At 66.6% G+C, this 25,477-nt stretch carries 29 protein-coding genes; 21 read left to right on the top strand and 8 right to left on the bottom strand.

What is annotated here, in order from left to right; all coding sequences use genetic code 11:
• Nucleotides 1-26: 26 nt before the first annotated feature.
• Nucleotides 27-782 carry an alpha/beta fold hydrolase gene (locus EGD98_RS04855; RefSeq protein ID WP_220587220.1) on the top strand — a complete coding sequence of 252 codons (756 nt, stop codon included), beginning with the start codon at nt 27-29 and terminating at the stop codon, nt 780-782.
• Between the two features lie 39 nt (nt 783-821).
• Here the strand turns inward: EGD98_RS04855 and EGD98_RS04850 are convergent, their stop codons facing one another.
• The 3 genes from EGD98_RS04850 to EGD98_RS04840 form a co-directional block, all read right to left on the bottom strand.
• Nucleotides 822-3,275, bottom strand: a complete 2,454-nt coding sequence (locus tag EGD98_RS04850; RefSeq protein ID WP_220587219.1) for a type II secretion system F family protein — start codon at nt 3,273-3,275, stop codon at nt 822-824.
• A gap of 1 nt (nt 3,276) precedes the next feature.
• On the bottom strand, nt 3,277-4,899 hold the full coding sequence (locus EGD98_RS04845) for a type II/IV secretion system ATPase subunit (protein ID WP_220587218.1): 1,623 nt from the start codon (nt 4,897-4,899) through the stop codon (nt 3,277-3,279).
• 109 nt (nt 4,900-5,008) lie between these two features.
• Nucleotides 5,009-5,554 carry a DUF7549 family protein gene (locus EGD98_RS04840; protein ID WP_236039229.1) on the bottom strand — a complete coding sequence of 182 codons (546 nt, stop codon included), beginning with the start codon at nt 5,552-5,554 and terminating at the stop codon, nt 5,009-5,011.
• Nucleotides 5,555-5,692: 138 nt separating this feature from the next.
• Here EGD98_RS04840 and EGD98_RS04835 point away from each other — a divergent pair, with 138 nt between their 5' ends.
• Entirely contained in the window at nt 5,693-6,124 is a 432-nt protein-coding gene (locus tag EGD98_RS04835; protein WP_220587217.1) for a DUF5793 family protein, read from the top strand.
• Here EGD98_RS04835 and EGD98_RS04830 read toward each other — a convergent pair.
• Nucleotides 6,121-6,891, bottom strand: a complete 771-nt coding sequence (locus tag EGD98_RS04830; RefSeq protein ID WP_220587216.1) for an NAD-dependent protein deacylase — start codon at nt 6,889-6,891, stop codon at nt 6,121-6,123. The two genes, EGD98_RS04835 and EGD98_RS04830, sit on opposite strands and share 4 nt — an antisense overlap.
• Before the next feature lie 129 nt (nt 6,892-7,020).
• Here EGD98_RS04830 and EGD98_RS04825 point away from each other — a divergent pair, with 129 nt between their 5' ends.
• The 6 genes from EGD98_RS04825 (at nt 7,021) to EGD98_RS04800 (ending at nt 11,535) form a co-directional block, all read left to right on the top strand.
• Nucleotides 7,021-7,188: a hypothetical protein gene (locus EGD98_RS04825; RefSeq protein ID WP_220587215.1), complete on the top strand. Its 168-nt coding sequence runs from the start codon at nt 7,021-7,023 to the stop codon at nt 7,186-7,188.
• Nucleotides 7,189-7,240: 52 nt separating this feature from the next.
• The gene (locus EGD98_RS04820) at nt 7,241-7,522 is read left to right on the top strand and encodes a hypothetical protein (protein WP_220587214.1); all 282 of its coding nucleotides are present in this window, start codon (nt 7,241-7,243) and stop codon (nt 7,520-7,522) included.
• Nucleotides 7,523-7,670: 148 nt separating this feature from the next.
• Nucleotides 7,671-8,819 (top strand): ADP-forming succinate--CoA ligase subunit beta, encoded by a 1,149-nt coding sequence (gene sucC, locus EGD98_RS04815; RefSeq protein ID WP_220587213.1) that lies wholly within the window; start codon nt 7,671-7,673, stop codon nt 8,817-8,819.
• Nucleotides 8,816-9,688, top strand: a complete 873-nt coding sequence (gene sucD, locus EGD98_RS04810; protein WP_220587212.1) for a succinate--CoA ligase subunit alpha — start codon at nt 8,816-8,818, stop codon at nt 9,686-9,688. Before sucC ends, sucD begins: the two co-directional genes overlap by 4 nt.
• 390 nt (nt 9,689-10,078) lie before the next feature.
• Nucleotides 10,079-11,071 (top strand): sensor histidine kinase, encoded by a 993-nt coding sequence (locus EGD98_RS04805; RefSeq protein WP_220587211.1) that lies wholly within the window; start codon nt 10,079-10,081, stop codon nt 11,069-11,071.
• Between the two features lie 227 nt (nt 11,072-11,298).
• Nucleotides 11,299-11,535 (top strand): transcriptional regulator, encoded by a 237-nt coding sequence (locus EGD98_RS04800; protein ID WP_220587210.1) that lies wholly within the window; start codon nt 11,299-11,301, stop codon nt 11,533-11,535.
• 63 nt (nt 11,536-11,598) lie between these two features.
• On the opposite strand, the gene EGD98_RS04795 is transcribed toward EGD98_RS04800, so the two are convergent.
• Nucleotides 11,599-12,072: an SRPBCC family protein gene (locus tag EGD98_RS04795; RefSeq protein WP_220587209.1), complete on the bottom strand. Its 474-nt coding sequence runs from the start codon at nt 12,070-12,072 to the stop codon at nt 11,599-11,601.
• Nucleotides 12,073-12,132: 60 nt separating this feature from the next.
• Here EGD98_RS04795 and EGD98_RS04790 point away from each other — a divergent pair, with 60 nt between their 5' ends.
• The 5 genes from EGD98_RS04790 to EGD98_RS04770 all read left to right on the top strand — a co-directional run bounded on the left by EGD98_RS04790 (nt 12,133) and on the right by EGD98_RS04770 (nt 17,204).
• Entirely contained in the window at nt 12,133-13,035 is a 903-nt protein-coding gene (locus tag EGD98_RS04790; protein WP_220587208.1) for an ABC transporter ATP-binding protein, read from the top strand.
• Nucleotides 13,036-14,958 carry an ABC transporter permease family protein gene (locus tag EGD98_RS04785; protein ID WP_220587207.1) on the top strand — a complete coding sequence of 641 codons (1,923 nt, stop codon included), beginning with the start codon at nt 13,036-13,038 and terminating at the stop codon, nt 14,956-14,958.
• Nucleotides 14,951-16,039, top strand: coding sequence for an ABC transporter permease (locus tag EGD98_RS04780; protein WP_220587206.1), 1,089 nt, complete (start codon nt 14,951-14,953; stop codon nt 16,037-16,039). The genes EGD98_RS04785 and EGD98_RS04780 overlap by 8 nt, the downstream gene beginning before the upstream one ends.
• 64 nt (nt 16,040-16,103) lie before the next feature.
• Nucleotides 16,104-16,673, top strand: coding sequence for a DUF8121 family protein (locus tag EGD98_RS20740; RefSeq protein ID WP_236039228.1), 570 nt, complete (start codon nt 16,104-16,106; stop codon nt 16,671-16,673).
• 105 nt (nt 16,674-16,778) lie between these two features.
• Nucleotides 16,779-17,204, top strand: a complete 426-nt coding sequence (locus EGD98_RS04770; protein WP_220587205.1) for a DUF7522 family protein — start codon at nt 16,779-16,781, stop codon at nt 17,202-17,204.
• Here EGD98_RS04770 and EGD98_RS04765 read toward each other — a convergent pair whose 3' ends face one another.
• Genes EGD98_RS04765 through EGD98_RS04755 form a run of 3 tightly spaced genes read right to left on the bottom strand, consistent with a single transcriptional unit; the run spans nt 17,205 to nt 18,291 of the window.
• Complete coding sequence (locus EGD98_RS04765) at nt 17,205-17,519, bottom strand: hypothetical protein (RefSeq protein WP_220587204.1); 315 nt, start codon at nt 17,517-17,519, stop codon at nt 17,205-17,207.
• Nucleotides 17,516-17,794 (bottom strand): DUF2225 domain-containing protein, encoded by a 279-nt coding sequence (locus EGD98_RS04760; protein ID WP_236039227.1) that lies wholly within the window; start codon nt 17,792-17,794, stop codon nt 17,516-17,518. The genes EGD98_RS04765 and EGD98_RS04760 overlap by 4 nt, the downstream gene beginning before the upstream one ends.
• Nucleotides 17,791-18,291, bottom strand: coding sequence for a macro domain-containing protein (locus EGD98_RS04755; protein WP_220587203.1), 501 nt, complete (start codon nt 18,289-18,291; stop codon nt 17,791-17,793). The genes EGD98_RS04760 and EGD98_RS04755 overlap by 4 nt, the downstream gene beginning before the upstream one ends.
• A gap of 93 nt (nt 18,292-18,384) precedes the next feature.
• Here EGD98_RS04755 and EGD98_RS04750 point away from each other — a divergent pair, with 93 nt between their 5' ends.
• From EGD98_RS04750 to EGD98_RS04715, 8 genes are all read left to right on the top strand, one after another.
• Nucleotides 18,385-19,071, top strand: coding sequence for a YqjF family protein (locus tag EGD98_RS04750; RefSeq protein ID WP_220587202.1), 687 nt, complete (start codon nt 18,385-18,387; stop codon nt 19,069-19,071).
• A gap of 71 nt (nt 19,072-19,142) precedes the next feature.
• Nucleotides 19,143-19,460 carry an RPA12/RPB9/RPC11 RNA polymerase family protein gene (locus EGD98_RS04745; RefSeq protein WP_220587201.1) on the top strand — a complete coding sequence of 106 codons (318 nt, stop codon included), beginning with the start codon at nt 19,143-19,145 and terminating at the stop codon, nt 19,458-19,460.
• 129 nt (nt 19,461-19,589) lie between these two features.
• Complete coding sequence (locus EGD98_RS04740) at nt 19,590-20,279, top strand: DUF2071 domain-containing protein (RefSeq protein WP_220587200.1); 690 nt, start codon at nt 19,590-19,592, stop codon at nt 20,277-20,279.
• Nucleotides 20,280-20,336: 57 nt separating this feature from the next.
• Nucleotides 20,337-20,933, top strand: coding sequence for a DUF998 domain-containing protein (locus EGD98_RS04735; protein WP_220587199.1), 597 nt, complete (start codon nt 20,337-20,339; stop codon nt 20,931-20,933).
• Nucleotides 20,934-20,998: 65 nt separating this feature from the next.
• A complete protein-coding gene (locus EGD98_RS04730; protein WP_220587198.1) occupies nt 20,999-21,784 on the top strand; it encodes an ABC transporter ATP-binding protein in 786 nt (261 codons plus the stop codon).
• A 42-nt stretch (nt 21,785-21,826) separates the two neighbouring features.
• Complete coding sequence (locus EGD98_RS04725; protein ID WP_328762031.1) at nt 21,827-23,221, top strand: hypothetical protein; 1,395 nt, start codon at nt 21,827-21,829, stop codon at nt 23,219-23,221.
• Between the two features lie 73 nt (nt 23,222-23,294).
• Complete coding sequence (locus EGD98_RS04720; protein WP_220587197.1) at nt 23,295-24,659, top strand: ATP-binding response regulator; 1,365 nt, start codon at nt 23,295-23,297, stop codon at nt 24,657-24,659.
• Nucleotides 24,660-24,693: 34 nt separating this feature from the next.
• Entirely contained in the window at nt 24,694-25,476 is a 783-nt protein-coding gene (locus tag EGD98_RS04715) for an HAD-IIA family hydrolase (RefSeq protein ID WP_220587196.1), read from the top strand.
• The last annotated feature ends 1 nt before the right edge of the window (nt 25,477 follow it).

Raw genomic sequence — 25,477 nt, 5'->3', positions numbered from 1 at the left:
CGCGGTCACGGACCAGTAGGTCCGGAATGCAGACAGTGACATCGACAGACGGTACCAGTATCGCATACGAAGACCACGGCGACGGCCACCCGCTCGTCCTCCTCCACGGCGGGTCGGCGACACGCCACGCCTGGGAGCCGCTTCGCCGCGCGCTCGGTCCCGAGTTCAGATTCGTCGTCCCCGACCGACGGGGCCGGGGCGACAGCGGCGACGCCGCGGCGTACAGTCTGGCTCGCGAAGTAGCCGACCTGCGTGCGGTCCTCGACGACATCGACGGCGACGTGTCCGTCTTCGGTCACTCCTACGGTGCCGTCGTCGCTCTGGAGACGGCCCGGGAGACGGATATCGACCGACTGGTGCTGTACGAACCGCCTGTACCAGTCGGTGACCGTGACACCGATGACCTGACGGGACGGTTACGAGAGCACTGTGTGGCCGGTGACCGGGTGGGCGCGATGAAACTGTTCTACCGGGAGGAGGTCGGTATCCCCGACCCCGAACGGCTCCCGGTCTGGCCGGACGGCATCGACTTCGCGCTCGCCGACACGGTCCTCCGTGAGCAGGCCGCACTCGACGCCTACGAACTGCCGGAGGCACCAGACATCGACTCCCCGGTGGCACTGCTGACAGGCGAGCAAAGCGCCCCCCATCTCCGTGGGGCTGCCCAAGAGCTCGAAACTCGCCTCCCGGAGAGCCGCCTCGTCGAGGTCGACGCCGGCCACGTGGGGATTCAGTCGGCTCCGGACTCGGTCGCCGCGGTCCTCTCCGACCTCGGGCAGTAATCGCTCCTCGGTCCGCTCTCTCCCCGCTGACGCCCGACACTACCTTCTCTCTTCGGGCAATTCCACGGTTATGGAGACGAATTCGCTCTGCCCGGCCGCGGGATACGGCCCGTCGGTCTCACCCGGGTTCTCGAAGTCGTAGTCCAGCCGCTGGTTCTCGTTGGTGTCCCGATGGGCGACCAGCACCAGCGGCTGCCGGTCGGGCGGCTGTTGGTCGAGCGTGATCACCACGTCCTCGTGCGAGCCGGGTTCGAGATACCCCGAGGTGCCCAGGACGGTGCCGTTGGCGTCCTGGGCGTGGACGACGATGAACCCGCCAGTGGACACCGACGCCGAGTCGACGGTGAGCTGTCCGCCCTCGACGCTGGGGTTCTCGACGGTCATCGAGGCCACCGGTGAGGAGAGCAGGACAAAGGCGACGTAGGCGATGCCCAGCAGGACGGCGGCGTGTTTGGCCCCGTCTTTGAGGCTCCCCTCGCCGAGCTGGCCACCGATGAACCCGGTCAGGAGGGCCTGGATGAGCGCGATATGGAAGAACACGAGCGTGTAGGCGGCCTTGTCCACCTGGCCGAGGCGGGCGAACTGGTCGGTGTTGACGGCCAGACGGTTCGCGTTCTCGGGCGTGGGCACCGACGACGGGAGCGCCGGCACGAGCACCTCCTGGACGGCGACGATGATGACCAGGAAGACGAAGAAAGCGATGTAGATGACCACGAGATACGTCAGCATCTGCTGGCGCCGGCGGTTGCGCAGGCGGTGGTCGGCCCGTGCCTGCGTGGCCGCGATGCGCAACACTGACCCCAGCTGGCCCGAGGCGTGCATCGCGTTCGTCAGCAGCGTCACGACACGGGAGATGGCGGTAGTCCGGATACGGCGGCCGAATCGGACGAGCGCGTCGTCGACGTTTGCGCCCATGCTGATGTCGGCCCAGATGCGTTCGACCTCGGGGGTGAGAACGCCCACGTCGCTCCCCCGGACCCGCCGGAGGCTCTCGACGAGTGTCATCCCGGCCTCGTTGAGGCTGGCGAGCCGTTCCAGAAGCTCTGGGGTCGCCGCCTCGATGCGGCTGACCCGCCGGGCGTAGATGGTCCGGACGACGGCAAAGGAGCCAAGCACCAGGAGTAGCGACTGCACCAGCAGGTCGTCCAGAATCCGGACGTTGACAGAACTGGTCTGGAACGCCGACGGGAGACGGACAGCAAACAGCAAGAGTGCGACGGGGACCGCGATATAGAGCACGTGGGTCGGGTTCCAGACGAGGGTGCGAGCGGGCGAGCGCAGGGCCGATTTCAGGGACCCGATACGATCGTGGAATCGCAACCGTGCCCAGTTGGGGTCCCCCTCGCGCACGGTGCCGCCGTCCGTCAGCCCAGTCGCGTCACTGGCGTCCGACGGGCGCCCGAGCGTAGCAGTCGTAACACGTTCCAGTGCCCTCGTCGTGCCGGTCTCACCGATACCCAGCGCGGAGAGCTTCTGGTTGAGGTACACCATGAACCCGATGTTCGCGAGCGGAATCGCGAGATAGCCAAGCAACTGGAGGAACGGAAGGGTGTCCGTCGTCGTCAGCCCGAACACCATCAGGATAGTGATGAGGAAGAGGACGCCGGCGACGAAGATGGTGACGTACGCCTCGGCGACGGTGGCCAGCGACTCCAGCAGGTCCGCCTGACGCTCTTCGGCCTCCTCCTGGTGGCGCTCGTACTGGTTGTGCAGGAACGACGAGAGCGACTGGCCGCTCTGGAGGACCGACGAGAGGTTCTCCGAGAAGGTCTTGAACCGCTCGCTGGGCGTCCGCCGGTTCATCCGTTTGATGGCCGATATCATGTCCTGGCCGAACAGGTCCATCTCGCGGACGGCGACGCCGAACTCCCGGGCGTTCTCGCCGTATATCTCCTCGTTTTTCGCCAGGACCGCCATCACCTCCGGGAAAGACATCCCTCCCCGGGAGAGGGCGTACATGAACGCGATGGTCCGGGCCATCCCCGCGTCGATGTTGCGCTGGCGCACGTCGGCCCTGTTTTTCGGCATCTCCCAGCGCATCACGTAGGTCAAAAGCGCCGTGACGGCCCCGAAGACGACGCCGCTCGCGACGAGGATGACCAGTGTCTGGGTCTCCGAAAGGACGAGTTCGAACCCCCGGATGCCGAGCGCGTTGACCATCGTCCGCGGGAGCCCCATCATGAGGTCGATGATGGTGGGGACGAGCAGGAGGAACCCGCCGACGGCGTAGGCGCCGGCGACGGCGCCCCCGATAGCTGCCAGCCCGGTGTAAAAGTAGGTCCGCGTGGCGTAGGTCCGGTAGGACTGGCCGACGTAGGCGGCTTCGAGCTGGCGCTCGCGCTCCGGCGAGTCACTGACGTACCGACCGAAGAGCCGTCGGGCGATACGCGTCAGCCGTCGTTCGACGGCCTCGCTGGCCGAGGAGAGCAAGACGAGGCCGAGAATCCCCACGACGACCAGAAGCGGTGCCAGTCCCAGCGGGTTCAGCGCCATCTTACGCTGACTCTGTGGAGCCGATTCGCTCCATCACTCGGGCTTTGTCCGCGTAGTACTTGTTGACCATCGCGGTGAAGCGCCGGTAGTCGGTGACGCCCCGGTCCTGGAGGAAGGTGAGGAAGCGCTTGCGGTCGTTTATCTCGGTGAGCAGCTCGGACTGGCTCCACCCCCGTTCCTCGCGTATCTCGTCGACGAGCTCGCTGTTGCGCTCCTGGAAGGTGTCTCGCGTGGCTTCCCAGGCGTAGGTCGTCGAGTAGTCCAGTTCACCGGTCCGCTGGTCGATACCCTCAATCTCCGCGAGCGTCTTCGCCCGACGGACCCGCTCCTCGCCCGAGCGGGCCAGCACCTGGACACAGAGGATATCGAGGCTCTGGACCATCGGCCGGGGGACGTTGATGGGCTCGTTCTCCAGCCGGTTGATGACCGTCTGGACGGAGTCGGCGTGCATCGTCGAGAAAGTCGTGTGACCGGTGTTCATCGCCTGGAACAGCGTAATAGCCTCCTCGCCACGGACCTCGCCGACGATGATGTACTCCGGGCGGTGACGCAGCGCGGACCGGAGCAAGTCATACATCGTGATGTCGGAGTCGTCCAGCCGTTCCCGGGTGACCGAGGAGAGCCAGTTGTCGTGATACAGCGAGAGCTCGCGGGTGTCCTCGATGGTCAGCACCTTCGAGCGGGGCGGGATGAACATCGCCAGCGCGTTCATCGAGGTGGTCTTGCCCGCCGCCGTCCCACCGGCGAAGATGAGCGACTTGTTGGACTCGATGGCCAGCCACAGATAGGCGAGCATCTCCAGGGAGAAGGTGCCGAAGTTCAGCAGGTCGATAGGCGTGAACGGTTCGTCGGCGTACTTCCGGATAGTGAATGCCGACCCGCGCGGGGTGACCTCCTCGCCCAGTGCCAGTTCGATGCGGGAGCCGTCCGGCAGCGTCGTCGAGACGACGGGGTCCGAAATCGAGACGTGCCGGCCCGACCGCTGGGCGAGCTGGATGACGAAGTTGTTCAGCTCCTGCTCCTCGAAGGCGATGTTCGTCTCGATGTCGGTGTACTCGTCGTGGTAGACGAAGATGGGGAGGTCCGAGCCGTCACAGGAGATGTCCTCGATGGCCGGGTCGTGCATCAGCGGGTCGATGCGGCCATAGCCCTGGAACGACCGATAGAGGTAGTAAAAGAGCCGGTAGAACGTTTCGGCCTCGATGACGACGCCGTACTCCTCCAGCCGGTCGTACAGCTCCTCGCGGAGCGCTTGCTCGGGGTCCGTATCGACCGATTCGCGGTAGATGAGCGGCCCCCGGATGTCCTCGTACAGTCGGTCCAGGAGCTCGGACTCGAAGTCGGTCAGCGAGGGCTCGACGACCTGGTAGCGCTTTTCGTCGGTCTCGGGGTCTCGGTTGATAGAGACGAAGGCGAAGGGCGCGTTGAGCCAGTAGCGTTCGAGTTCCTCCCACCCCTCCAGACCGGTAAAGCGCGCCAGCGTCCCGTGGCGGGCCGGGTCGTAGTTCGATTCGGGCACCGCCGTCCCCGACAGGATGGTGGCGGTCCGTGAGAGCCACGCCTGTATCTGGCCCAGTGGGTTCTGGACGCTGTCACCGGCCTCGGGTGTTTCGGGGTTAGACATCGGTCAAGAGATAGGTACCGTGGATGTAGACTGGGTTTGGTTGCCAGCTACTTAAATTCGCTCGCCGACTCGGCAACTGTGTTCAGACCTGAGAACTGGTCGGCCGACACTATGTCAGGTCGACGGTAAGCAGGACGGCGGCGAGCACTGGCGCGACCAGCGCGCCGACGGGAATCGTCGTCCCGAAGAATCCGCCCGCCAGGTTCAGCAAGACCGTCGCGACCAGCACAAGCAGGCCGCCGACGCCGAGCAGGCCACCGAAGAACCGGACCGGGTGGAGCGGCAACCGGTCGGTGAACTCCGCCTCGCGATGGTAGTAGTAGGCGCTGGCGCAGACGGCGACGGCCACCACAGCCAGTGCGAGCGTCCAGAGGACGGCCGCACGGCCGGTGTTGTCCGGGAACTGCATCGCCCGCCAGGCCCAGACGAAGTTCAGTTCGTTCGAGATGGAGACGCCGTACAGATACTGGATTCGGAAGGGGAGAAACCGAAACACGACGGCCGTCAGCGGACCCTCCCGGAAGATAGAGACCGACCAGGGCGCGACGGCCACGAGCCACGTCGACAGTACTGCCAGTTCACCGGCGTATTCGGATTTGACCCACGCCATGCTGTTTGCAGGGCCACCGTCGACCCGGTAAAATCTACCGGTCATACTGCCAGCTGTACGTTCGAGAAAATATCCGCCCCACCGGGGTGGCGAGTATCTCAGTTTGGGACAGCTGGGAGTATCAGTCACGGGATAGCGCGCCGATACGTTCTTTGGGACGGCCATCCAAACTACCGTATCCGAATGAGGCGCGACTACTTCACCATCGACTTCCGGCCGGAACCGGGCGACGACGGTATCCCCACGATAGCGATAGAGTACACGGGCCCGTCTGGCGGGCTTCGGGACCGTCTCACCGAGACGGCGGAGGCGACGCTCGACTCCAGCGAGCTGGACGTGGCCGTCCGTCACCAGGCCGACTCCGAGGACGGTGTCCTCTCGCTGACCGACCGACTGACCGGGGAGTTCATCTTCGAGGTGGCCGCGCCGGTCGAAGCGGTGGATACACTCGTCTCGGCGGCCCAGCGACACGACGGAGACGGTGAGTACGAGGTTCGACTGACCGACAGCAACGGGAAGTCGCTCGTGTACGAGAAGTCGACACTGCTGGTGTACGACGAGGGCGGGAACCTCCTGCGCAGCCGCAGCCTCATTCCGGGCAGCGTCGAACTCTAGAGCCGGTCCCAGAGTGCCGGGAGCACGGTCGTCACGTCCTCGCGAAACAGATACTCCGACGTCTCGTCGTGGGGCGTCGCCTCGAAGTTAACGATAGCCAGCGTCGCGCCCGCCTCCCGGGCGATCCTGGGCAACAGCGCGGCGGGCCGGACCGACAGCGACGACCCCACGGCCAGGAACACGTCGCTCTCGCGGGCCAGCCGCTGGGCCTCCGCCAGCACCGCGTCGGCGAGTGACTCGCCAAACAGCACCACGTCTGGCCGGTAGATACCGCCACAGTCACAGCGGGGCGGGAGCGAGCCACCGTCTGTGCCCGCACTCGCCGCGTCGGCCGCCCGGTCGAACACCGGCTCGGCCGGTTCGGTCGCCCCGCAGTCCTCACAGCGCACCCGTCGATTCGTCCCGTGGAGTTCGACGACGCGGGCGCTCCCAGCGGCCGTGTGGAGCCCGTCGACGTTCTGTGTGAGTACCGCTTCGAGGTGGCCGTCGCCTTCCATCGCCGCGAGCGCGTCGTGAGCGGCGTTGGGCTCGGGGTCGCCACCGACCAGCTCCGCTCGAAGCTCGACCCGGTCGGCCCAGAACCCGGCCGGGTCGGCATCGAGGCGCCGGCGATGGAACGTCTTCGGGTCCCAGTCGTTCCAGATGCCGTCTTCCCCCCGGAACGAGGGGATGCCGGAAGCCGTCGAGACGCCCGCCCCCGACAGCGCCACGGTGGTGTCGGCGGTTCGGACCGCGGCCGCGAGCGAATCGAGCGCGTCCTCGTTCATAGGTCCACGAGCGAGCCCGATGGCCAAAACAGCGTCGCACGGCAGCGCCACTGTCACCGTAATCTACGCTCGCTGGACCGTGGGAAAATTGGGGTTATAAGGTTGGATAATCTACATTACGACTCCCAGATGAATCCCGCCAGTCGCGACATATCGGCGTTGACGAACGGCTCAACGAGCGACGGACCGCGGTACGGCGAGATAACCGAGTGCGAACTGTGCGAGAACGAACGACACTGCACCGACCGCTGTGGGATGCTCACCTGCCCCGCCTGTCAGGCCGATTTCCTGCCCTGAAAAGACAGGGTTTCTTGCGAGGATTTAGGCCGCTTCGGCCCAAATTACGAGTATGTGCTTCGACCGTCTCGCGGACGAGGAGACACTGGAGGCCAGTCTCTCCGCGTTGCTCGCCGCGGAGTGGCGCTGTGCGGTGCGAAACGGTGCGATGGCTGCCGCGATGGTGCTCGTCGTCTTGCTGGTCCAGGGCGCGCCGGTCTGGGTCGTCGGCGTAAGCGTCACCGGGGCCCTCGCCCTCGGGACGGCCCTCCATCAGGCCGTGTTGCTCGCCGGTGCGGGCGTCCTGCGAGCCAGGGCGCGCTGGCAGGAAAGTCGGCGCGGGACGTCGACATAACTCCACGGCAGTACCGACAGCGGGCCAGATAGCTACCGGAACGTTCGATTCTACGGGGCATTTCTGTACGAATCTGCCACCGAGACACCCGGCGGGACCGTCCGCGAAAGACGGATTTAAACCGCCCCGCCCCGCCCTTCCGCATGACATGCGATTGCATGAATACCAGGCGAAACAGGTCTTCGCCGACGCGGGCGTTCCCACACCCGCGTCCACGTTGGCCGAGACAGTCGACGAGGCCGTCGACGCGGCCGAAGGCATCGGCTATCCGGTCGCTATCAAGGCACAGGTACACGTCGGCGGTCGCGGGAAGGCCGGCGGCATCAAGCTCGTCGAGGACAAAGCGGAGGCCCGCGAGGCCGCCGACGCTATCCTCGGCATGGACCTCAAGGGGTTCCACGTCTCGAAGGTACTCGTCGAGGAAGCCGTCGACTTCGTCAACGAACTCTACGTCGGCGTGACGATGGACCGCGGTGAGGGCCGTCCCGTCGCCATGGTCTCGACGAAAGGCGGCGTCGACATCGAGTCGGTCGCCGAGGAGACGCCAGAGGCTATCGCTCGCGAACATATCGACCCAGCCTTCGGGATGCACCCGTTCCAGGCGCGCAAGGCAGTCTACGACGCCGGTGTCGACCGAGAGGTCGCCAACGACGTCGCGCGCGTCCTGACGACGCTCTACCAGCTCTGGGACGACCGCGACGGCGCGGACGTCGAGGTCAACCCGCTGATGATTACCAGCGACGGTGACGTTGTCGCGGCCGACGCCGTCATGAACATCGACGGGGACGCCCTCTTCCGCCAGCCCGAGCTGCAGGAGATGGGCGAGGAAGCCGCCGACGGCGACGAACTCGAACAGAAGGCCGACGAGTACGGCTTCGACTACGTCCGACTCGAGGGCAACGTCGGCATCATCGGCAACGGCGCGGGCCTCGTGATGACGACACTGGACCTCGTGGACTACTACGGCGGCGAGCCCGCCAACTTCCTCGACGTCGGCGGCGGCGCGAAGGCCGACCGCATCGCCAACGCGCTGGATATGGTGTTCTCGGACGACAACGTCGATTCGGTCGTCTTCAACATCTTCGGCGGTATCACCCGCGGTGACGAGGTGGCAAACGGTATCAACCAGGCTCTAGAGCAGTTCGACGAGATTCCCAAGCCAGTCACCGTCCGACTGGCTGGGACTAACGCCAAAGAGGGCATGGAGATTCTCAACGAGGACCTCGTCACGGTCGAACACACGCTGGAGGACGCCGTCCAGCGGGCGGTCAGCTACGCGGAGGAGGAAGAAGAATGAGCGTACTAGTCGACGAAGACACACGCGTCGTTGTACAGGGTATCACGGGCGGCGAAGGGAAGTTCCACACCGAGCAGATGCTCGAATACGGCACCAACGTCGTCGCCGGCGCGGTGCCCGGCCGCGGCGGCCAGGAGGTGGCCGGGGTCCCGGTGTACGACACCGTCCACCAGGCCGCCCGCGAGGAGGACGCCAACGCCTCCGTCGTGTTCGTCCCACCGGCCTTCGCCGGTGACGCCTGCTTCGAGGCACTCGACGCCGACGGGCTGGACCTCGTCGTCGCCATCACCGAGGGTATCCCGACCCAGGACATGGCTCGGGTCTACCGTAAGCTACAGGAGACCGACACGCACCTCGTCGGGCCGAACTGCCCTGGCCTCATCACGCCCGGCGTCGCCAAGCTCGGCATCCTGCCAGGCAACATCTTCTCGTCGGGTAACGTGGGCCTTGTGTCACGCTCTGGCACGCTTACGTACCAGGTCGTCGACAACCTCACCGAGCGCGGGCTGGGCCAGTCGACCGCTATCGGTATCGGCGGCGACCCCATCATCGGGACGGACTTCATCGACGCCCTCGAACTGTTCGAGGCAGACCCCGACACCCACGTCGTCGCCATGTGTGGCGAAATCGGCGGCGAGGACGAGGAGGAAGCAGCCCGCTACATCGGCGAGCACATGGACACGCCCGTGGTCGGCTTCATCGCCGGCCGCACCGCGCCGCCTGGCAAACGAATGGGCCACGCCGGCGCCATCGTCTCCGGCTCCGGGACCGGCACCGCCGAGTCCAAGATCTCCGCGCTGGAGAACAACGGTGTCGCCGTCGGCGACACGCCGAACGAAGTAGCAGAACACGTGGAAGACCTGCTATAGGTCTGCGGCGAACGGCGGCCGGGTTTAGCCGGCCGCCAAGCAGAGCCGCAGACGGATTGCTATAGGTCTGCGGCGAACGGCGACGCGTATTTTCGCGTCGCCAAGCAGAGCCGCAGACGGATTGTTATAGGTCTGCGGCGAACGGCGACGCGTATTTTCGCGTCGCCAAGCAGAGCCGCAGACGGATTGTTATAGGTCTGCGGCGAACGGCGACGCGTATTTTCGCGTCGCCAAGCAGAGCCGCAGACGTATTGGTATAAAGAGCCGCCGGAGTACGAAAAGAAGTCTGCGGCACACGTCGACCGGGTTCAGCCGGTCGACAACCAGAGCCGCCGAAACACCCCTAGACGGCCGACGGCTTCTTTACCTAGGTTTTCAAATTCATACTGAATGAGTGAGCGGGCAGCCGAACGGACGGTCGTTGTCACAGGTGCTGAGTCGGGGGGAATCGGTGGATTACCGACGGGACTGGCCGAACGGAGTCGTCTCACCGTCGTGACCGCTGGCGCGGACGGGCTGGAGGCCGAACTGAACGATGCGGACGCGCTCGTCGTCGTCGACGACCCGCCGGGGGCAGACGGCGTGGAGACGTTTCGGCGTGTCCGTCGAAACGACTGGACGCTCCCGGTCGTGCTGGTCAGCGAAGACGTCGACGGCGACCGCGTCCAGACCGCTCTCTCGGCCGGTGTCACGGAATATCTCACGGGGTGGTCGGCAGACCGGGTCGAGGAACTGGCCGCTCGTATCGAGGCCCACGTCAGGACGCCGGCGCTGGACGGCATCGTCCAGGCCGAGCGCTGGAAGACCATCGTCGGGGCGCTCGCCCACGACGCGAAGAACCCGCTGAACGTCGTCACCGGTCGGCTCGAACTGCTCGACGTCGAGGACACACACACCGACGCTATCGACCGCTCCGTCGGGCGGGTCCAGTCGCTGCTGTCGGAGCTCTCGACGGTCGCAAGCGTGGCCGGCCCTATCGAGGGCACCGAACCCGTCGACCTCGCCGAGATGGCCGAGCGGGTGTGGCGGGACAGCGGCGGCTCGGCCGAGCGGCTCAGGGTCGAGACCACGGCGACAGTGCAGGCGGACCCCGACTGTCTCCGACTCATCCTCGAACGGCTCTTCGAGAACGCCGTCGTCCACGGCGACGACGCCACAGTCACCGTGGGTGACGCCGAGTCGGGATTCTACGTCGCCGACGACGGCCCCGGCATCCCCGCCGAGGACCGGCAACGCGTCTTCGAGCAGGGGTACGGCACAGCCCGCGATGGGGAAGGGTACGGCCTGTTCGTCGCCGAGAGCATCGCCACGTCGCACGGGTGGGATATCGTCGCGGGCGAGAGCGAGGCCGGCGGCGCCAGGTTCGAGGTCCGGGCCAGATAATCACGGCACAAGTTACCACTTATCAGTATAGTCGACGCCCAGTGGGACAGACAACACGATACCCCGAGAAGTAGGGTCACCGAACCGTGTGACACGGGGACGATAGCGGCGGGCCGAACTTGTCGGTATTGTCGGAAAACCGCCCAGAACAGGGCTTTTCTGCCGCTCCCTTCGCGCGTTGTGAACGTTCCGGTGTAGCTATAAGGGCGGAATATGAACATTCGGATATGCCCCACACCTGCCGGAACTGCAAGCGGACATTCGGGACCGAACTCGAACTCGAACTCCATCTGGACACCTGCTCGGCCGGGCAGCTGTACTGCGACGAGTGTGGCGGTCGGTTCACCGAGCGAGCGGCGACGGAGGACGGGTGGCACTATCGCTGTCCGAACGAGGACTGTGACGGCAGCGGTATCGACGACGACATTCATCAGGTATCTGACGCGCGAGTCGCGAAACAGTAGTTCTCCACACCGGCTTTCTACTGTCCAGTCCGGCGTTCTCTGCAGTCGAATCCTGCTGTCGAGTCACGACTCAGCGAGTGCTGCGATACGGGCACACGCGCGCCGACAGACGGGTACGTAACCGGCGGCGAGCGGTGGGAGTTCGAAGCCGACGACACTTCCCGCAGGGTGGGTCTCGACGAAGTGGCCGGTGGCCGGGACGCGGGCGACTCTCCACGTCCACCGGTAGTTCTTGCAGGACGTTATCTCGAAGGGCAGCCAGACGGCGCCGAGCGCCCGGACTCGACCGCGACTCCCGGCGGAAATGTAGCGGTCCGGTGACTCGACGGCAGTTCGTCGAACGGAGTGAGACGAACCACGTCGGGCTGTAAGTTCGACGGCGGTTATCGAGGGGCCCCAGTCGGGCCATCGCTCCGTGTCGGTTAGCACGTCCCAGACGACGTCGACCGGGGCTTCGACGGCCCGTCTGACGAGGAGTCGACGGCCATCCGGCGTCTGTTCGATGGCGTAGTCGGTCTCGCCAACTGCGAGTGGCATTATCAGAAGGGATAGAACGGTACCAAAGTATAGGTTAGTCCGGGCATAACCGCTTGCCAGATGATAGACGCCCGTGACCTTCGGAAGGAGTACGGCGATTTCGTCGCCGTCGAGGGGAGCACGTTCTCGGTGGACCGGGGTGAGGTGTTCGGGGTCATCGGTCCCAACGGAGCCGGGAAGACGACAACCCTGAAGATGCTCGCCGGCCTGCTCGAACCGACGGGCGGTACCGCCGAAATTGCCGGCATGGACACCGAGACGACGGAGATGCGCCAGCAACTCGGCTTTCTCCCGGAGGAGTCGCCACTGTACGAGGAGATGACGCCCATCTCCTATCTGCAGTTCTTTGCGGACCTCTACGACGTCCCCGGCGACGTGGCCGAGGAACGGATGCACGAGACTCTGGACGAACTGCAGCTCGAACACAAGGAGCGCAAGCTGGGCGATATGTCCAAGGGGATGAAACGCAAGGTGGCCATCGCCCGGTCGCTCATCAACGACCCCGACGTGCTCATCTACGACGAGCCCGCCTCGGGGCTGGACCCGCTGACGACGAACTACGTCATCGAGTTCACCGAGCAGCTAGCAGAAGACGGCAAGACCATCGTCTTCTCGGCGCACAACCTCTTTCACGTCGAGTCTATCTGCGACCGGGTCGCCATCATGAACGAGGGGCAAATCGTCGCCAGAGGGGACCTGGACGAACTTCAGGCGGAGTACGGCGAGACGCGCTATCACGTCTACACCACCGTCGAGGTGCCTGACGCAGTTCGTGAGAACGGCAACTTCCGGACGGAAGTCGAGAGCATGGACGCCGTCGAAGAAACCCGAACCGCCGCGGAGGAGGCCGGCGGGCAGGTGGTCGATATCAGGACAGAGGAGTCCAGCCTCGAAGAGGTGTTCCTCAACGTCGCCGAGGCCGGCACCCGGGGGACCCGGTACGTCGGGGAGGACGGCGAGTAGATGCGACCCGCGAAGCTGCTGCGGGTCGCGAAGTGGGAGGTGACGAAAAACGCCGGCGGTGTCGACAGGAAGACCATCGTGGTGATGGTCCTGGCTATCCTCGCGATGGGGTCGGTCGCGGCTGTCGCGGCCAGCGGGAGCGGTCCCGGACTGAACGCGGACATCTACCGCGTCGGCGTCGAGGAGTCGAACCCCTACTACGACGTCGCCAGTGAGGACCCGAGCTTCAGGGTGCAGGAACCCGACCAGGAAGCGTTCGAGCGACGTGACCAGGACCTCACCTTCTACGGGTCGAACCGACTCACCCGCCCACAGACGGAGAAACAGGCGGCCGCACTGGAGGCGCTCCGGAGCAGTACGGAGGCGTACAACGACCGGACGATGACCCGCGCCGACAACCAGACCGCGGCGTTCCCGGTCTCTGTGACGCTGGTCTATCAGGAACAGAACGGCACGAGCGCGCTGGACACTCGCACCAACGGTGATGACGGAACATCCGGCGATGGGAGCGGCAACGAAGGCTCGTCGTCCGGGGATAACGGGACCGACGGAGGGACTACAGCCGGGTCAGAGGGGACGGCGACCGACGACGGCTCCGGCGGTGACGGCGGAGCCGGCGGCGACGGGAGCGACGGCAGCGGCGACGCGGCGGCAGGTGGCGGCGGCGCGAACCTGGGTGGCATCGGCGCCCAGCTCACCGGGGACGTCGACAGCAGAACCCCCGGGGATATCTCACCCCCCTTCCCATTCGAGTCGCTCGTGCTCGCCTTCCTCTACATCGTCCCGATGAACTTCGTCATCCAGGCCTACGGCTCCTCGATGCTCTCCGAGCGGCTGAACCGCCGGGGCGAACTGTTGCTCGTGACACCGGCCTCCCGTGGGGACATCATCGGCGGGAAGACGCTGCCGTACTTCCTCGGCGCGATGGGGGTCGCGACCGCAATAACCGCGCTGCTTCGGTTTTCCGGCATCGCCCCGAGCGGAAGCCTCGTCGCGGTGGCCGCAGTCCTGCCCATCGCCATGCTCTTCCTGGCGGCGACGTTCTGTGGTGCGATGTTCGCGCGGTCGTTCAAGGAACTGACCTTCGTCACGGTCACTATCACGGTGACGCTGACCTCCTACGCGTTCGTGCCGGCCATCTTCACGGACGTGACCCCCATCGCGCTCATCTCGCCGCTGACCCTGGTCGTGATGGACCTCACCGGCCGGTCGATAACGCTGGGTGAGTTCGCCTTCTCGACGCTCCCGCCGCTGTTTACCGCGCTCGTCCTCTTTGGCCTCGGCGCGGGCCTGTACCGCGAGGAGGATATGTTCACCCAGCGTTCGATTCCGCTGAAGGTACTGGACGCCCTGGCGGGCCAGATAAAGAGCCGCAAGAGCGCGCTGAAGATGAGTGCTATTCTCATCCCCTTCGTCATCGTCGCCGAACTGGGCGCCATCGCGTTCCTGTTCGTCCTCGATTCGGTGTCGCTGAACGTCTTCGGGACGAACCAGTCGCTTGGCATCGTGCTCGTACTGGGCGTCGTCGCCCTCGTCGAAGAGCTGGGCAAGAGCCTCCACCTTTATGCCGGCTACGCCCACGCTCGCTACGAGCGGACGCTCCGGTCGGCGCTCGGACTTGGCGCACTCTCGGGCCTTGGATTTTTCATCGCCGAGAAGGGACTGCTCATCGTCCGCCTGTCGGACCTGGAGAGTCTACCCATCGGCGACGCCGCCGTCCAGGGTGCGACACCGCCCGCCGGCGTCCCGCTCTGGGCCGTGGCGCTACTGTTCCTCTTCGCCCCGCTCGCCCTGCACGCGGTGACCGCGGCCATCTCCTCGCTCGGCGCCAGTCGAGGCCGCTGGGCCTACGTCGCCGGCGTCGGAGTGGCCGTCGTCGTTCACTTCGCCTACAACCTCACGGTGGTGAGTAGCCTTGCCTGACGACCGCCCCTGGTATCGGGACCCGCGAATCGTAGTCGCCCGCCGGGACGTCCGCTCGCTCTCTCGCGAGAAGACCATCGTGCTGGCCCTGCTCATCCAGCTGTTCGTGGCCGGCTTCTCGTCGTTCCTGGTGGTCGGACTCACGTCGCTGTACGACCCCGGCTCCGTCTCGACCGGCGAGGTCGAGATGGCCGTCACCGGCGATGCCCAGGACGAACTAGAGGAAGCGGCCGCCGAACACGACAGCGTGGAGATACAGGCGTACAACAACAGCCGGGACGCCCAGCGGGCCTTCGAGGAGCGCCGCGTCGACGCCCTGCTGAACGCCAGTTACGTCGAGTCGAGTGCCGGGCCCGGAAAGAAGATATCCGTCACGGCTCGCATCCCCGAGGGGTCGATTCGCTCGACGCTCATCGTCGTCAACGTCCGCCGGGTGCTGGAGACCCTGGAGCGCCAGGAGCGGTTCGATCGGGCCGGCTCGCTGGACGAGGACCCGGTGCCCCTGCCGCCCCAGGTCCCTGCCAGCCCGTACTTCGGCTTCACCTACACGGTGTTGATTCCGCTACTGCTCTTCCTGCCGGCGTTCATCAGCGGGTCGGTGGCCGTCGACACCATCACCGAGGAGATGGAACGCGGGACCCTGGAACTGTTGCGCGTCGCGCCCGTCTCCTTGCTCGACATCGTCGACGGGAAGGCCCTGGGGATGGCGCTGCTGGCGCCCGCCCAGTCGCTGCTGTGGATACTGTTGCTGTCGGTCAACGGTATCCGCGTGGCGAACGTCTCGGTCATACTGCTCTTTGTCACGGCGGTCGCTGCGCTGGTCGTCACCATCGGCGTCGTGCTGGGGGTCGCAACCGGGAAACGACGGCCTGCACAGCTGCTGTACTCCGTGCTGACGCTCGTGGCGTTCGGTGCGGCGGTGGTGTTGCCCGAACACCCGGCGACGACGGTCGCAAAGCTCGCCGTCGACAGCCCGACGTTGTCGACCTACGCGACGGTCTTCGGGACCCTCGCAGTGGCTATCCTGGCCTACGCGGCGGCCAGGAAGTACGTCGGCAGCGTCGACGCCAGCGCGTTCTGACTGTCGCTGGTCCGTCACGGCGACCGGCCGTGAGTGTTTTCGGGCCGACGGCTGTCTGGCCCGTATGGACAGACGCGAGTGGCTCGGCGTTCTCGCGGGTGCGGGCTGTACCGGCGTCGCCGGGTGCGGTGGGTTCGGTGGGCCGACAGAGCTGTCGGACCCGTCGACGTACTCGGAACCCGGCGAACGGGAGCTAGAGTGGCTCCTCGACGGTGAGAGCCTCTGTTCGTTCGGTGTCTCCGGACGGATGAGCCGGGAGACGCTCGCACTCTCGACGGAGATTCCACACCGAGACGGGACGAGACTGAATACGGTCACGCTCAGGATGTGGCTGCCCGAGACCAGCTCCCCGGCCGAAATTTCCCTTATCGCCCCGGTAGAGGGTGACAGCTCGCCACCGCCGTCGATTACGCTGTCGTATCCAGACCGGGAGCCAGGGGTACTGGTCGAAGTCACCGACCTGGACGACCTCGCCGACGAGACCATCAGCACGCTCGATTTCCTCGTCAGGCCCCGCGAGCCCGCGCCGGAACTCGCGATAGACACCAGTATAGCGCTGACCGATGGCGGGTGGCTGGCCACCGACTACCGCCTCACCGGGGAGCTCCGGTTGCCGATTCCGGAAAACGGATGACGGGACGGGCCGCAGGGCTCGATACATATAGGACAGGTCGCCGGCCCCGGATTCTGACGGTTTAGTGTCAGTCGTAGTTAATACTGCTGCCAGCGTAGAAGTGGCATGTACGAAGTCCCGTTCCAGACAGATATCGAGACGACGTTCGCCGACAGCGTCGTCAGTGCCGCCCGGACGAGTCTCGGGGACACGCTCCGGAGCGTGGTCTACTTCACTCCCGGAGCGATGGACGTACTCTACGTCCGGCAGGACCTCTACGAGTCGCGACAGCGAGCCGTCGAGGCCAAGGCCCGGCTCGTGGAGTTCGAGCGCGTCGGATTCGCGGAAGCGCCGGTCCGGACGGCGCTCTCGCCGCCGACCGCCGAGGACGGTATCGGCGCGTACGACTTCACCGTCCGCGTCCACGGCGAGGGGTTCGTCGTCCGGGTGCTGGCTGATGACGACGGCGTCCTCCTGACGACCGACGACATGGACGTCGAGGCCTTCGAGGAGGCGGCCGTCGCAATCAGGCGGTTCCTCAACGAGCCCTAATCACGGCACCCCGACGTGCTGGTGGCGCCTGAGGAGATACAGCGGCGCCAGCATTATCCAGTAGTACCAGCCCGAGAGCACCCAGTCGGAGACGGCCGTCACGTAGCGCCGGTCCGGATTGACACAGACCGGCGAGCAGAGTGTAAGGACGAACCCCGCGACGACAACCGGCAGGAGCGGCAGCGCCGTGACTGGGTCCGGTGGCATCACCGGGACCGCGTCCGCCTGAACGAGCATCACCACGACGATACCGGCGATTGGGAGCCACCAGCGAGAGGGTGGCAGGGATTCGCCACCGGCCGTCTCGGTGGTCACGGAATCCGCCCTCCCGCAGTGCCCGGCTGGTCGGTGCCGGTCTGCTCGTGTGTGTGGTGGAAAAAGCGGATGAGCGCCGTCCCATCGTCGCTGACCGGCTCCAGACAGACCCGCTGGTAGCGGTCGTTGTCGCGCATGTTCACCATCAGCCCCTCGTCGTGGACCGACACCGTCTCGAAGTCGGTCCCACAGACCGGGCAGATGACCGGCTCCGCCGGGCCGCTGGTCGCGTCGGAACCGCCAGTGCTGTCCGGTGGGCCGTCCCCGTCGCTCACGCCCGTACCTCCCCGGCTACCTGTCGCATCCGTTCGAACTCGTCGTCGTCGTACGCGATGAGTTCGACCTCCGAGAGCGAATCGGGCTCGAAGGCCGCGATCTCCTCACAGATGATGCGCACACCCTCGTCGAAGTCGAAGCCGGCGATACCACAGCCCAGCGCCGGCAGGACCACCGAGTCACAGTCGAGCGCGTCGGCCTCGGCCAGCGCGTTCCGAGTCGCGTCGCGGATGCTCTCGGCCGTCGCCTGGCCGCCTGCGGGCATCGCCGCGGCGTGGACGACGTAGTCGGCGTCCAGCTGGTAGGCGTCCGTCGTCGCGACGCCGCCGAGCTCGACCGGTCCCTTGGCGACGGCCTCGTCGTCGATGCCGGACCCAGCCGCCCGCTTGAGCGCCCCGGCGACGCCGGACCCCATCCGGAGGCTGGTGTTCGCCGCGTTGACCAGCGCGTCGGCCGACTGGGCCGCGATATCGCCCTGAATGACGTCGAACTCCATACGAGCGGATGGGACCGTCGCACCCATAGGCTTACTAGGACGTGGTGACGCTCCTCACGCCAGTTCGATAGCTGTCGAGTACCAAGCGGGCGTATGGACCTCCTGGGGATGACCTGGCGGGACGTGGGCTTCCTGCACTGGCCGGCCGAGCCGAGCGTCGTCGCGGCGACGCTGCCCGACGGGCTGACCGTCGATAGCAAGGACGGCCAGGCATGGCTCGGCGTCGTCCCCTTCGAGATGGCCGACATCCGGCCCCTCGGGAGTCCCATCGGTCGCTCTTTCGGCGAGTTGAACCTCCGGACCTACGTCACTGACGGCGAAACACCCGGCGTCTACTTCTACAATCTCGACGCCGACGACCGCGTAAGCGTCGCCCTCGCCCGACGGCTGTTCGAGTTGCCCTACTACGGCGCGTCGATGGAGTTGGGCCGGACCGGCGACGGTGTCCGGTTCCAGAGCCGGCGGACCGACGACCGCGCGCAGCGGGCCGACTTCGACGCGACCTACGGCCCCGCTGACGGTGCGGAGACCCACGAGCCGACGCCCCGGTCGCTGGAATCCTTTCTGGTCTCCCGGTATCGGTTCTACGTCGCCGACGATGCGGGGACCATCTACTACGCCGACATCGACCACGACCCGTGGCCGCTGCTGGATGGAACCGCGGAGATTCGGGCGAACGACCTCTTCGCAGCCAACGGGTTCGACCACCCGCTGGGCGACCCGGTGGTGTACTACAGCCCCGGCATCGACGTGACTGCGGGTCGGTTGCGGCGGCTGTGAGCAGTGGCCTGCAATCCGCGGCGGAGCGGAAGTTAACACATTTACCCGACACCGGAGTATTGCTACGGTATATGAAGTTCTGTGACGACTGCGGTTCGCTGATGCACACGGAAGGCGACACGTGGGTGTGTCGCTCCTGTGAGAACGAAGAGCAGCGAGACTCGCAGGCCGAGGCGGCGATGGCGACCCAGGATGGACAGCGAGACGACGGGGCACCCGAGGTGGCCGATGCGACCCAGGACTCCTCCGAGACGATGGAAGAAACCTGTCCGGCCGGGGACTGCGACAGCGACGAGGCCTACTACGAGATGATGCCAAAGCCGGGTGGCTCCTACGAGGTTCGGCTGTTCACCTGCGTCGAATGCGGCCACAAGTGGCGCGAGACCTGACGGCACATCTCGGGAACCCCGTTAGGTTGGAGAGAGCGCCGTACCCCGGAGCCACGGCCCACCGGTATCAGCATCGCTGGCCCCCACGCCCTGCCCTACACTCAAGACGCCCGAGTCCTGATAGCGGATATGTCGAGGAAGCCGCTGACCGTCCGCGTCGAAGACGTCTGCTTCTCTCACTGGCCCGTCGACCCGGGCGCGCTGGAGCGGGCGATACCGAACTGGCTCAGCGTCGAGCGAGCGGCCGACGACGCCTGGATAACCGCCATCCACCACACTGTCGCCGGCGTCTCGGCGTTCGATATCGACCTGGGGAATCCGGCTCAGTCGGTCACGGTCCGGACGTACGTCACGGGCCCCGATGGCCAGCGCGGGCTGTACTTCTTCGCTGCCTTCACCACGGACCCGATAGCCAGCGTCGCCGGTCCACTCCTCCGGCTGAACTACCGCGACGGGGAGGTCACTCGCCGTGACGCCGACGGGGAGGGCCGGACCGAGCGGACGCTGGACGTCGACGGTCGGCGTGCGCTGACGGTCCGGTACACGCCGGGCGAGGAGCCCGCGTCGACGGCGCCGCCGGACTCGCTACCCGCGTTCTTCGTCGAGCGGTTCCGCGTCTTCGGTGACGGGCCCCTGGGGACGAAGTTCGTGGGTCACGTCGGCCACGACCCCTGGGAACTCGGGCCAGTCGAGGCGACGGTCGAGGGGGACCTGCTGTCGGTACTGTCCCTGCCCGAGCCGGTCGGTGACCCGCTGGTCCACTACAGCCCCGGCAACGAACTCGGCGTCTCGCCGTTCAAACCACTCTGGCTGGATTGAGGCTGTCGCCAGTTACCCCCGAAGGTTACAACAGGCGGCCCGCCGTTTTCGGCGCCCATGGACGAACTGACGCGAGCGGGGCGTCTCGCCGGCGTGGCCGCTGTCTGCATCGCAGCAATCGGCATCGCCGGCGCGGCCCTCGCCTCGCCCACCTTCGCAGTCACCGGGAACGCTCTCTCTGACCTCGGGCAGCCGGGCGACCCGGTCGCGACGCCGGTGACGACGCTGCTGTTCGACGGCGGGCTGGTCCTCGCGGGTGTGGTCGGGCTCCCCTTCGCCGTCGTCCTCTGGCGACGGAGCGAGACCCGACTCGGGCAGGCGGCCGTCGTCCCCTTTAGCGTTGCACTGCTCGGGATGGTCGGCGTCGGCCTCTTTCCAGCTGGGCGGCCGCTCCACCTCCCGGCCGCGTTAACGCTGTATCTCGCCTCGATGGTCGCGATGGCGGTCGACGGCGCCGGCACCGCGCTGGCCGGCGGGCGACGGCGCGCCGCGGTGACGAGCTCGCTCGTCGCCGTCCACGTCGCCGGCTGGTGGTGGTGGGCCGCCAGCGGCCCCGTGTTGCGCCCCGGACTGGCTATCCCGGAGCTGCTCGGCGCAGGGGTCTTCGCCGCGTGGGTGGTCCTGATAGCGTCGGACCGACGGGGCCCGGCGTGAGACCAGTATCAAATGCGGCAACCGGGCCGAACAGCTAAAGGGGGGACTGGACGGTAGGTCGGGACATGGTAGCTATCGAGACGACGGACCTGACACGCCGCTTCGGCGAGGTGACGGCGCTGTCAGGGCTCACTCTCTCCGTGGACGAGGGCGCCCTCTTCGGGCTGTTGGGCCCCAACGGCTCCGGGAAGACGACGACCATCGAACTGCTGACCGGGCAGCGCGAGCCCTCCGGTGGTTCGGCCACCGTCGTCGGCCACGACCCGGTCACGGAGCCGATGGCAGTCAAGCGAGCTATCGGCATCCTGCCCGAGCGGGAGGACCCCCCGAGCTTTCTGACGCCCAGGGAGTATCTCACCTTCGTCGGCGAGGTACGCGACCTGGGTAGCGAGGCACAGAGCGCCTCGGAAGACGTGAGCGGGCAGCGCCCGCGAACCATCGACGACCGCATCGAGACGTGGGCCGAGCGCCTGGAGTTTGCGGGCGTACTGGACGCCCTGTCGACGGGACTGTCGGAGGGGGAGCGCCAGCGGGTGATGCTCGCCGCCGCGTTCCTGCACGACCCCGACCTCGTGTTCATCGACGAGCCGCTCGTGAACCTAGACCCCATCATGCAGGAGCAGGTCAAGGCAGTGCTTTCGGACTACTGCGAGCGAGGGAACACGCTCTTTCTCTCGACACATTACGTCGACGTGGCCGCCGAGCTCTGTACGCACGTCGGCATCGTCGAGGACGGCGAACTGGTCGCCGAGTGTGACCCCCGCGAGATGAGCGAGGACGAGCTGCTGGAGTACTTCATCGCCGAGGTCGGCGGGGAGCGCCGCGGAAGCGGGGTGGCGGTACAGCCATGACGTGGACGGTGATGCGAGTATGACGGTGCGGGAGGGTCCTACGTGACCGGGACGCTGTTCCGGTGGATGGTCCGCGAGGAGTGGCGCCTCCACAGCCACCTCTTCGGCGGGGCTCGCTTCGCGGCGTTCCCGCTCGTCGTGGCCGCACTAACGGCGGTCGGGACGTGGCTGTTGCCGATGACGGGAACCCCAACCGATACCGTCGCGGGCGGGCTGGTCGCGCTCGTGGCCTTCTTCGGGCTGCAGGTCGGGACCATCGGCCTGGTCGGTCGGGACGCCCTGCGGGACGTGCTGGGCGAGATGACGCTGCTGGTCTTCTCGGCACGCACCCTCCCGCTGTCCTTTCGGCGACTGCTCGCGACCTTCCTCCTGAAGGACGTCTGCTACTACACCGGGTTCGTGCTCACGCCGGCGGTGCTGGGCTACGGTGTCGTGGCCATCGCGTCGGGAACCGCCCCGGCGAGCGTCGCCCTGCTGTGGCTCGCCGTCGTCGCGGCCTTCGCCTTCGGCGCCTCGCTGTCGCTCACACTCGTTGCCGTGGCGACCCGGAGCCGGCCGGCGTTCGTGGGCGGGCTCGTCGCCGGGACGCTTTCCGTCCTCGCGCTTGGCGTCGACCCCGTCGCGTACACGCCGTACGCCCTGTACGCCGACCCATCCGTGGCCACGGCCGTTCGCGGCGTGGCGCCGACGCTCGCGCTCGCGGTGGTCGGCATCGCGCTCTTCGAGCCGGTCGACGACACCGGCTCGGCTCGTCACCGGGCGACCGAACGGCTCTTTACGGGCGTCTCGGACCCGCTGACCAGACAGTCGCTGCTGTCGGTCGCGCGCTCCTCGGGCTCGGTCGGCAAGGTCGTCTTCTCGATAGGCGTGCTCTTTGCCGTCACGGCGCTGTTACTGGACCGGATTACCGGCGCGACCGGTATCCGACCCCAGCCCGGCGTCGCGTTCGGAACGCTGCTGGGGCTGGGTGCGTTCACGACGTACAGCTGGGTCACGCAGTTCGATTCGCCCCGCTCGTATCTGCGCTATCCGGTGGCCTACGCCGACGTCTTCGCCGGGACGTTGCGGGCGTATCTCGTGCTCTCGCTGTCGGCAGCGGCGCTCTATCTGGCCGTGGCGACGCTGTGGTATCCCCTCGCGGCGGTCGCGGTCGGAGCGCTCGTAGTTCCCGGGGTGGCCGTCTACGTCTTCGGCGTGGCGGCCTATCTCACGGGACTGTCGCCCAACGAGTTGCTGTTCGATACCGCGCTGTTTGCCGTCTTCGGGGCCGCGCTGGCCGCGCTGGCGGTCCCGCTACTGGTCGCCGCGCTCGTGGTCTCGGTCGCGCCCCTGGCCGCCGTCGGCGGCGCGGTGGGACTGGCCGGCCTGGCCGGCGCCGTCGGCTGGTGGCTGACGGGTCGTGCCGGTCCGCGGTGGGAGGGACGACTCAGGAGATGATGGCACCACACCGACAGTTTGCCGTAGCTACAAGTGGTGAAACGTGTTTGTGGAGGGTATACGAGTAGATCACATGGCCGAGGGAACTATCAGAACGCTGGTGGTCGACGACAGCGAGTTCTTCGCGGATATGACGGCGGAGACGTTGACCCAGGAACACGGCATGGACGCGGTCTCGGTCCACAGCGGCGCCACCGCCGCCGAACGGCTGGCCGAGGAGGAGTTCGACTGCGTCGTCAGCGACTACGAGATGCCGGAGATGGACGGGCTGGAACTGCTGTCGACGGTGCGCGAGGAGGACCCCTCGCTGCCCTTTATCCTCCTGACCGGACGGGGAGACGAGGAGACGGCGAGCAAGGCGATACGGGCCGGCGTGGCCGACTATCTGCTGAAACTCGAGGTCGTCGAGGACAAGCAGTACGGCCGGCTGGCCAATCGCATCGAGAGCGTCGTCAAACAGGACCGCACACGCAAGAAGTTCGAGTCACTGGTCGCGAACTCGCCGGACGGTATCGCCCACATCACCCAGAAGGGGGTCCTGCTGTCGGCTAACCCCTCGCTGGCCGACCGGCTCGGGACGACCCCCACGGCGCTGGCCGGTGAGCGCCTGACCGACGTGATGGACACCGAAATCGCTCGCCGGCGGGTCGCCGCCCTCCGCGAGGCCATCGACGAGGGCGAGACGGTCGAGACGACGGACTCCCTCGACGGGCGCCACTACCAGAACCAGTTCGTCCCCGTCGAGAGCCACCGCGAGCGGGCCACGGCCCAGCTCGTCTCCCGGGACGTCACGGAACGGGTCGAGCGCGAACGGGAGCTCGAACGACAGAACGAGCGCCTAGAGGAGTTCGCCAGCGTCGTCAGCCACGACCTCAGGAACCCGCTGAACGTCGCTGCCAGCGCCCTGGAACTGCTCGACGTCGAGGAAGACAACGAGATGGTAGCGAAGATAGACCGGTCGCTCGACCGGATGAGCGATATCATCGAAGACGTCCTGACACTGGCTCGCGAGGGGCGGGCCGTCCACGAGCCCGAGTGGGTCGCCATCGAGTCGCTGGCAGAGGAAGCCTGGGCCGACGTCGCGACCGACGGCGCGACCCTCTCGGTGACAGTGACGGGCGAGATAGAGGCCGACCCCACACGGGCCCGTGACCTCTTTGCGAACCTCTTTCGCAACGCTGTCGAGCACAACGACGGCCCCGTGACAGTGACCGTCGGCGCTCGCGACGACGGCTTCTACGTCGCCGACGACGGGACGGGAATCGACGATGAGAGCGACGTGTTCGAGATGGGCCACTCGACGGCCGACGACGGAACTGGCATCGGGCTGGCCATCGTCGCCCAGATCGCCGACGCTCACGGGTGGGGGCTCGAACTCGCCGACAGCGCGGACGGCGGCGCCCGCTTCGACGTGACTGGCGTGGTCAGCCGCGAATGAGGGGCTTTTCAACTATGCCACCATACCGGGACCCATGACAGTCCGGGGCGTGCTGCTGGACCTCGACGGAACGGTGTATCACCACGACGACCCCCTGCCCGGGGCACCCGAAACAGTCGACCGCCTGCGCGAACGCGGACTCTCGATATCGTTCTTCTCGAACAACCCGCTCCACGGCGGCCAGGAGTACGTCGAGCGACTGCAGTCGCTGGGAATCGACGCCCGCCCCGGCGAGGCCTGCTCCTCGGCCGTGGTCACGCGGGAGTACGTCGACGCGCACCACGCCGGCGACGACGTGTTCGTCGTCGGCTCGGACTCGATTCGGGAACGTATCGCCCGCGGGCGGGCCGACGTGGTCGCCGAACCGGGCGAGGCCGACGTACTGCTTGCCTCCTGGACCGACGAGTTCCACTACGACGACATGACCGACGCGCTCCGCGCGCTCGACACCGGCACCGTCTATCTGGGCACGGACCCCGACCCGACCTTCCCGGGACCCAACGGCCACCCGGTGCCCGGCTCCGGCGCGATACTCCGGGCCATCACTGGTGTCACGGAACGTGAACCCGACCGGGTACTGGGCAAGCCATCGGACGTCGCTATCGATGCAGCGCTCGACCAGCTGGGCCACGAGCCCGAGGACATCCTCGTCGTCGGTGACCGTCTGGGAACCGACATCCTGCTGGGCGAGCGAGCGGGGATGCAAACGGCGCTCGTGATGACGGGTGTCACCGACGACGCGACGCTCGCCGCCAGTGACGTGAAACCAGACCACGTGCTGGACTCGCTGGTCGAGATAGACACGATTCTGCCGTAGG

Source organism: Haloarcula salinisoli (genome assembly GCF_019599405.1).
Lineage (GTDB): Archaea > Halobacteriota > Halobacteria > Halobacteriales > Haloarculaceae > Haloarcula > Haloarcula salinisoli.
This window is presented reverse-complemented; position numbering and strand designations above follow the sequence as displayed.

Coding starts and splice junctions, on each gene's coding strand:
- EGD98_RS04855 (WP_220587220.1), top strand. CDS start 27: ATGCAGACAGTGACATCGACAGACGGTACCAGTATCGCATACGAAGAC.
- EGD98_RS04850 (WP_220587219.1), bottom strand. CDS start 3,275: ATGGCGCTGAACCCGCTGGGACTGGCACCGCTTCTGGTCGTCGTGGGG.
- EGD98_RS04845 (WP_220587218.1), bottom strand. CDS start 4,899: ATGTCTAACCCCGAAACACCCGAGGCCGGTGACAGCGTCCAGAACCCA.
- EGD98_RS04840 (WP_236039229.1), bottom strand. CDS start 5,554: ATGACCGGTAGATTTTACCGGGTCGACGGTGGCCCTGCAAACAGCATG.
- EGD98_RS04835 (WP_220587217.1), top strand. CDS start 5,693: ATGAGGCGCGACTACTTCACCATCGACTTCCGGCCGGAACCGGGCGAC.
- EGD98_RS04830 (WP_220587216.1), bottom strand. CDS start 6,891: ATGAACGAGGACGCGCTCGATTCGCTCGCGGCCGCGGTCCGAACCGCC.
- EGD98_RS04825 (WP_220587215.1), top strand. CDS start 7,021: ATGAATCCCGCCAGTCGCGACATATCGGCGTTGACGAACGGCTCAACG.
- EGD98_RS04820 (WP_220587214.1), top strand. CDS start 7,241: ATGTGCTTCGACCGTCTCGCGGACGAGGAGACACTGGAGGCCAGTCTC.
- sucC (WP_220587213.1), top strand. CDS start 7,671: ATGCGATTGCATGAATACCAGGCGAAACAGGTCTTCGCCGACGCGGGC.
- sucD (WP_220587212.1), top strand. CDS start 8,816: ATGAGCGTACTAGTCGACGAAGACACACGCGTCGTTGTACAGGGTATC.
- EGD98_RS04805 (WP_220587211.1), top strand. CDS start 10,079: ATGAGTGAGCGGGCAGCCGAACGGACGGTCGTTGTCACAGGTGCTGAG.
- EGD98_RS04800 (WP_220587210.1), top strand. CDS start 11,299: ATGCCCCACACCTGCCGGAACTGCAAGCGGACATTCGGGACCGAACTC.
- EGD98_RS04795 (WP_220587209.1), bottom strand. CDS start 12,072: ATGCCACTCGCAGTTGGCGAGACCGACTACGCCATCGAACAGACGCCG.
- EGD98_RS04790 (WP_220587208.1), top strand. CDS start 12,133: ATGATAGACGCCCGTGACCTTCGGAAGGAGTACGGCGATTTCGTCGCC.
- EGD98_RS04785 (WP_220587207.1), top strand. CDS start 13,036: ATGCGACCCGCGAAGCTGCTGCGGGTCGCGAAGTGGGAGGTGACGAAA.
- EGD98_RS20740 (WP_236039228.1), top strand. CDS start 16,104: ATGGACAGACGCGAGTGGCTCGGCGTTCTCGCGGGTGCGGGCTGTACC.
- EGD98_RS04770 (WP_220587205.1), top strand. CDS start 16,779: ATGTACGAAGTCCCGTTCCAGACAGATATCGAGACGACGTTCGCCGAC.
- EGD98_RS04755 (WP_220587203.1), bottom strand. CDS start 18,291: ATGGAGTTCGACGTCATTCAGGGCGATATCGCGGCCCAGTCGGCCGAC.
- EGD98_RS04750 (WP_220587202.1), top strand. CDS start 18,385: ATGGACCTCCTGGGGATGACCTGGCGGGACGTGGGCTTCCTGCACTGG.
- EGD98_RS04745 (WP_220587201.1), top strand. CDS start 19,143: ATGAAGTTCTGTGACGACTGCGGTTCGCTGATGCACACGGAAGGCGAC.
- EGD98_RS04740 (WP_220587200.1), top strand. CDS start 19,590: ATGTCGAGGAAGCCGCTGACCGTCCGCGTCGAAGACGTCTGCTTCTCT.
- EGD98_RS04735 (WP_220587199.1), top strand. CDS start 20,337: ATGGACGAACTGACGCGAGCGGGGCGTCTCGCCGGCGTGGCCGCTGTC.
- EGD98_RS04730 (WP_220587198.1), top strand. CDS start 20,999: ATGGTAGCTATCGAGACGACGGACCTGACACGCCGCTTCGGCGAGGTG.
- EGD98_RS04720 (WP_220587197.1), top strand. CDS start 23,295: ATGGCCGAGGGAACTATCAGAACGCTGGTGGTCGACGACAGCGAGTTC.
- EGD98_RS04715 (WP_220587196.1), top strand. CDS start 24,694: ATGACAGTCCGGGGCGTGCTGCTGGACCTCGACGGAACGGTGTATCAC.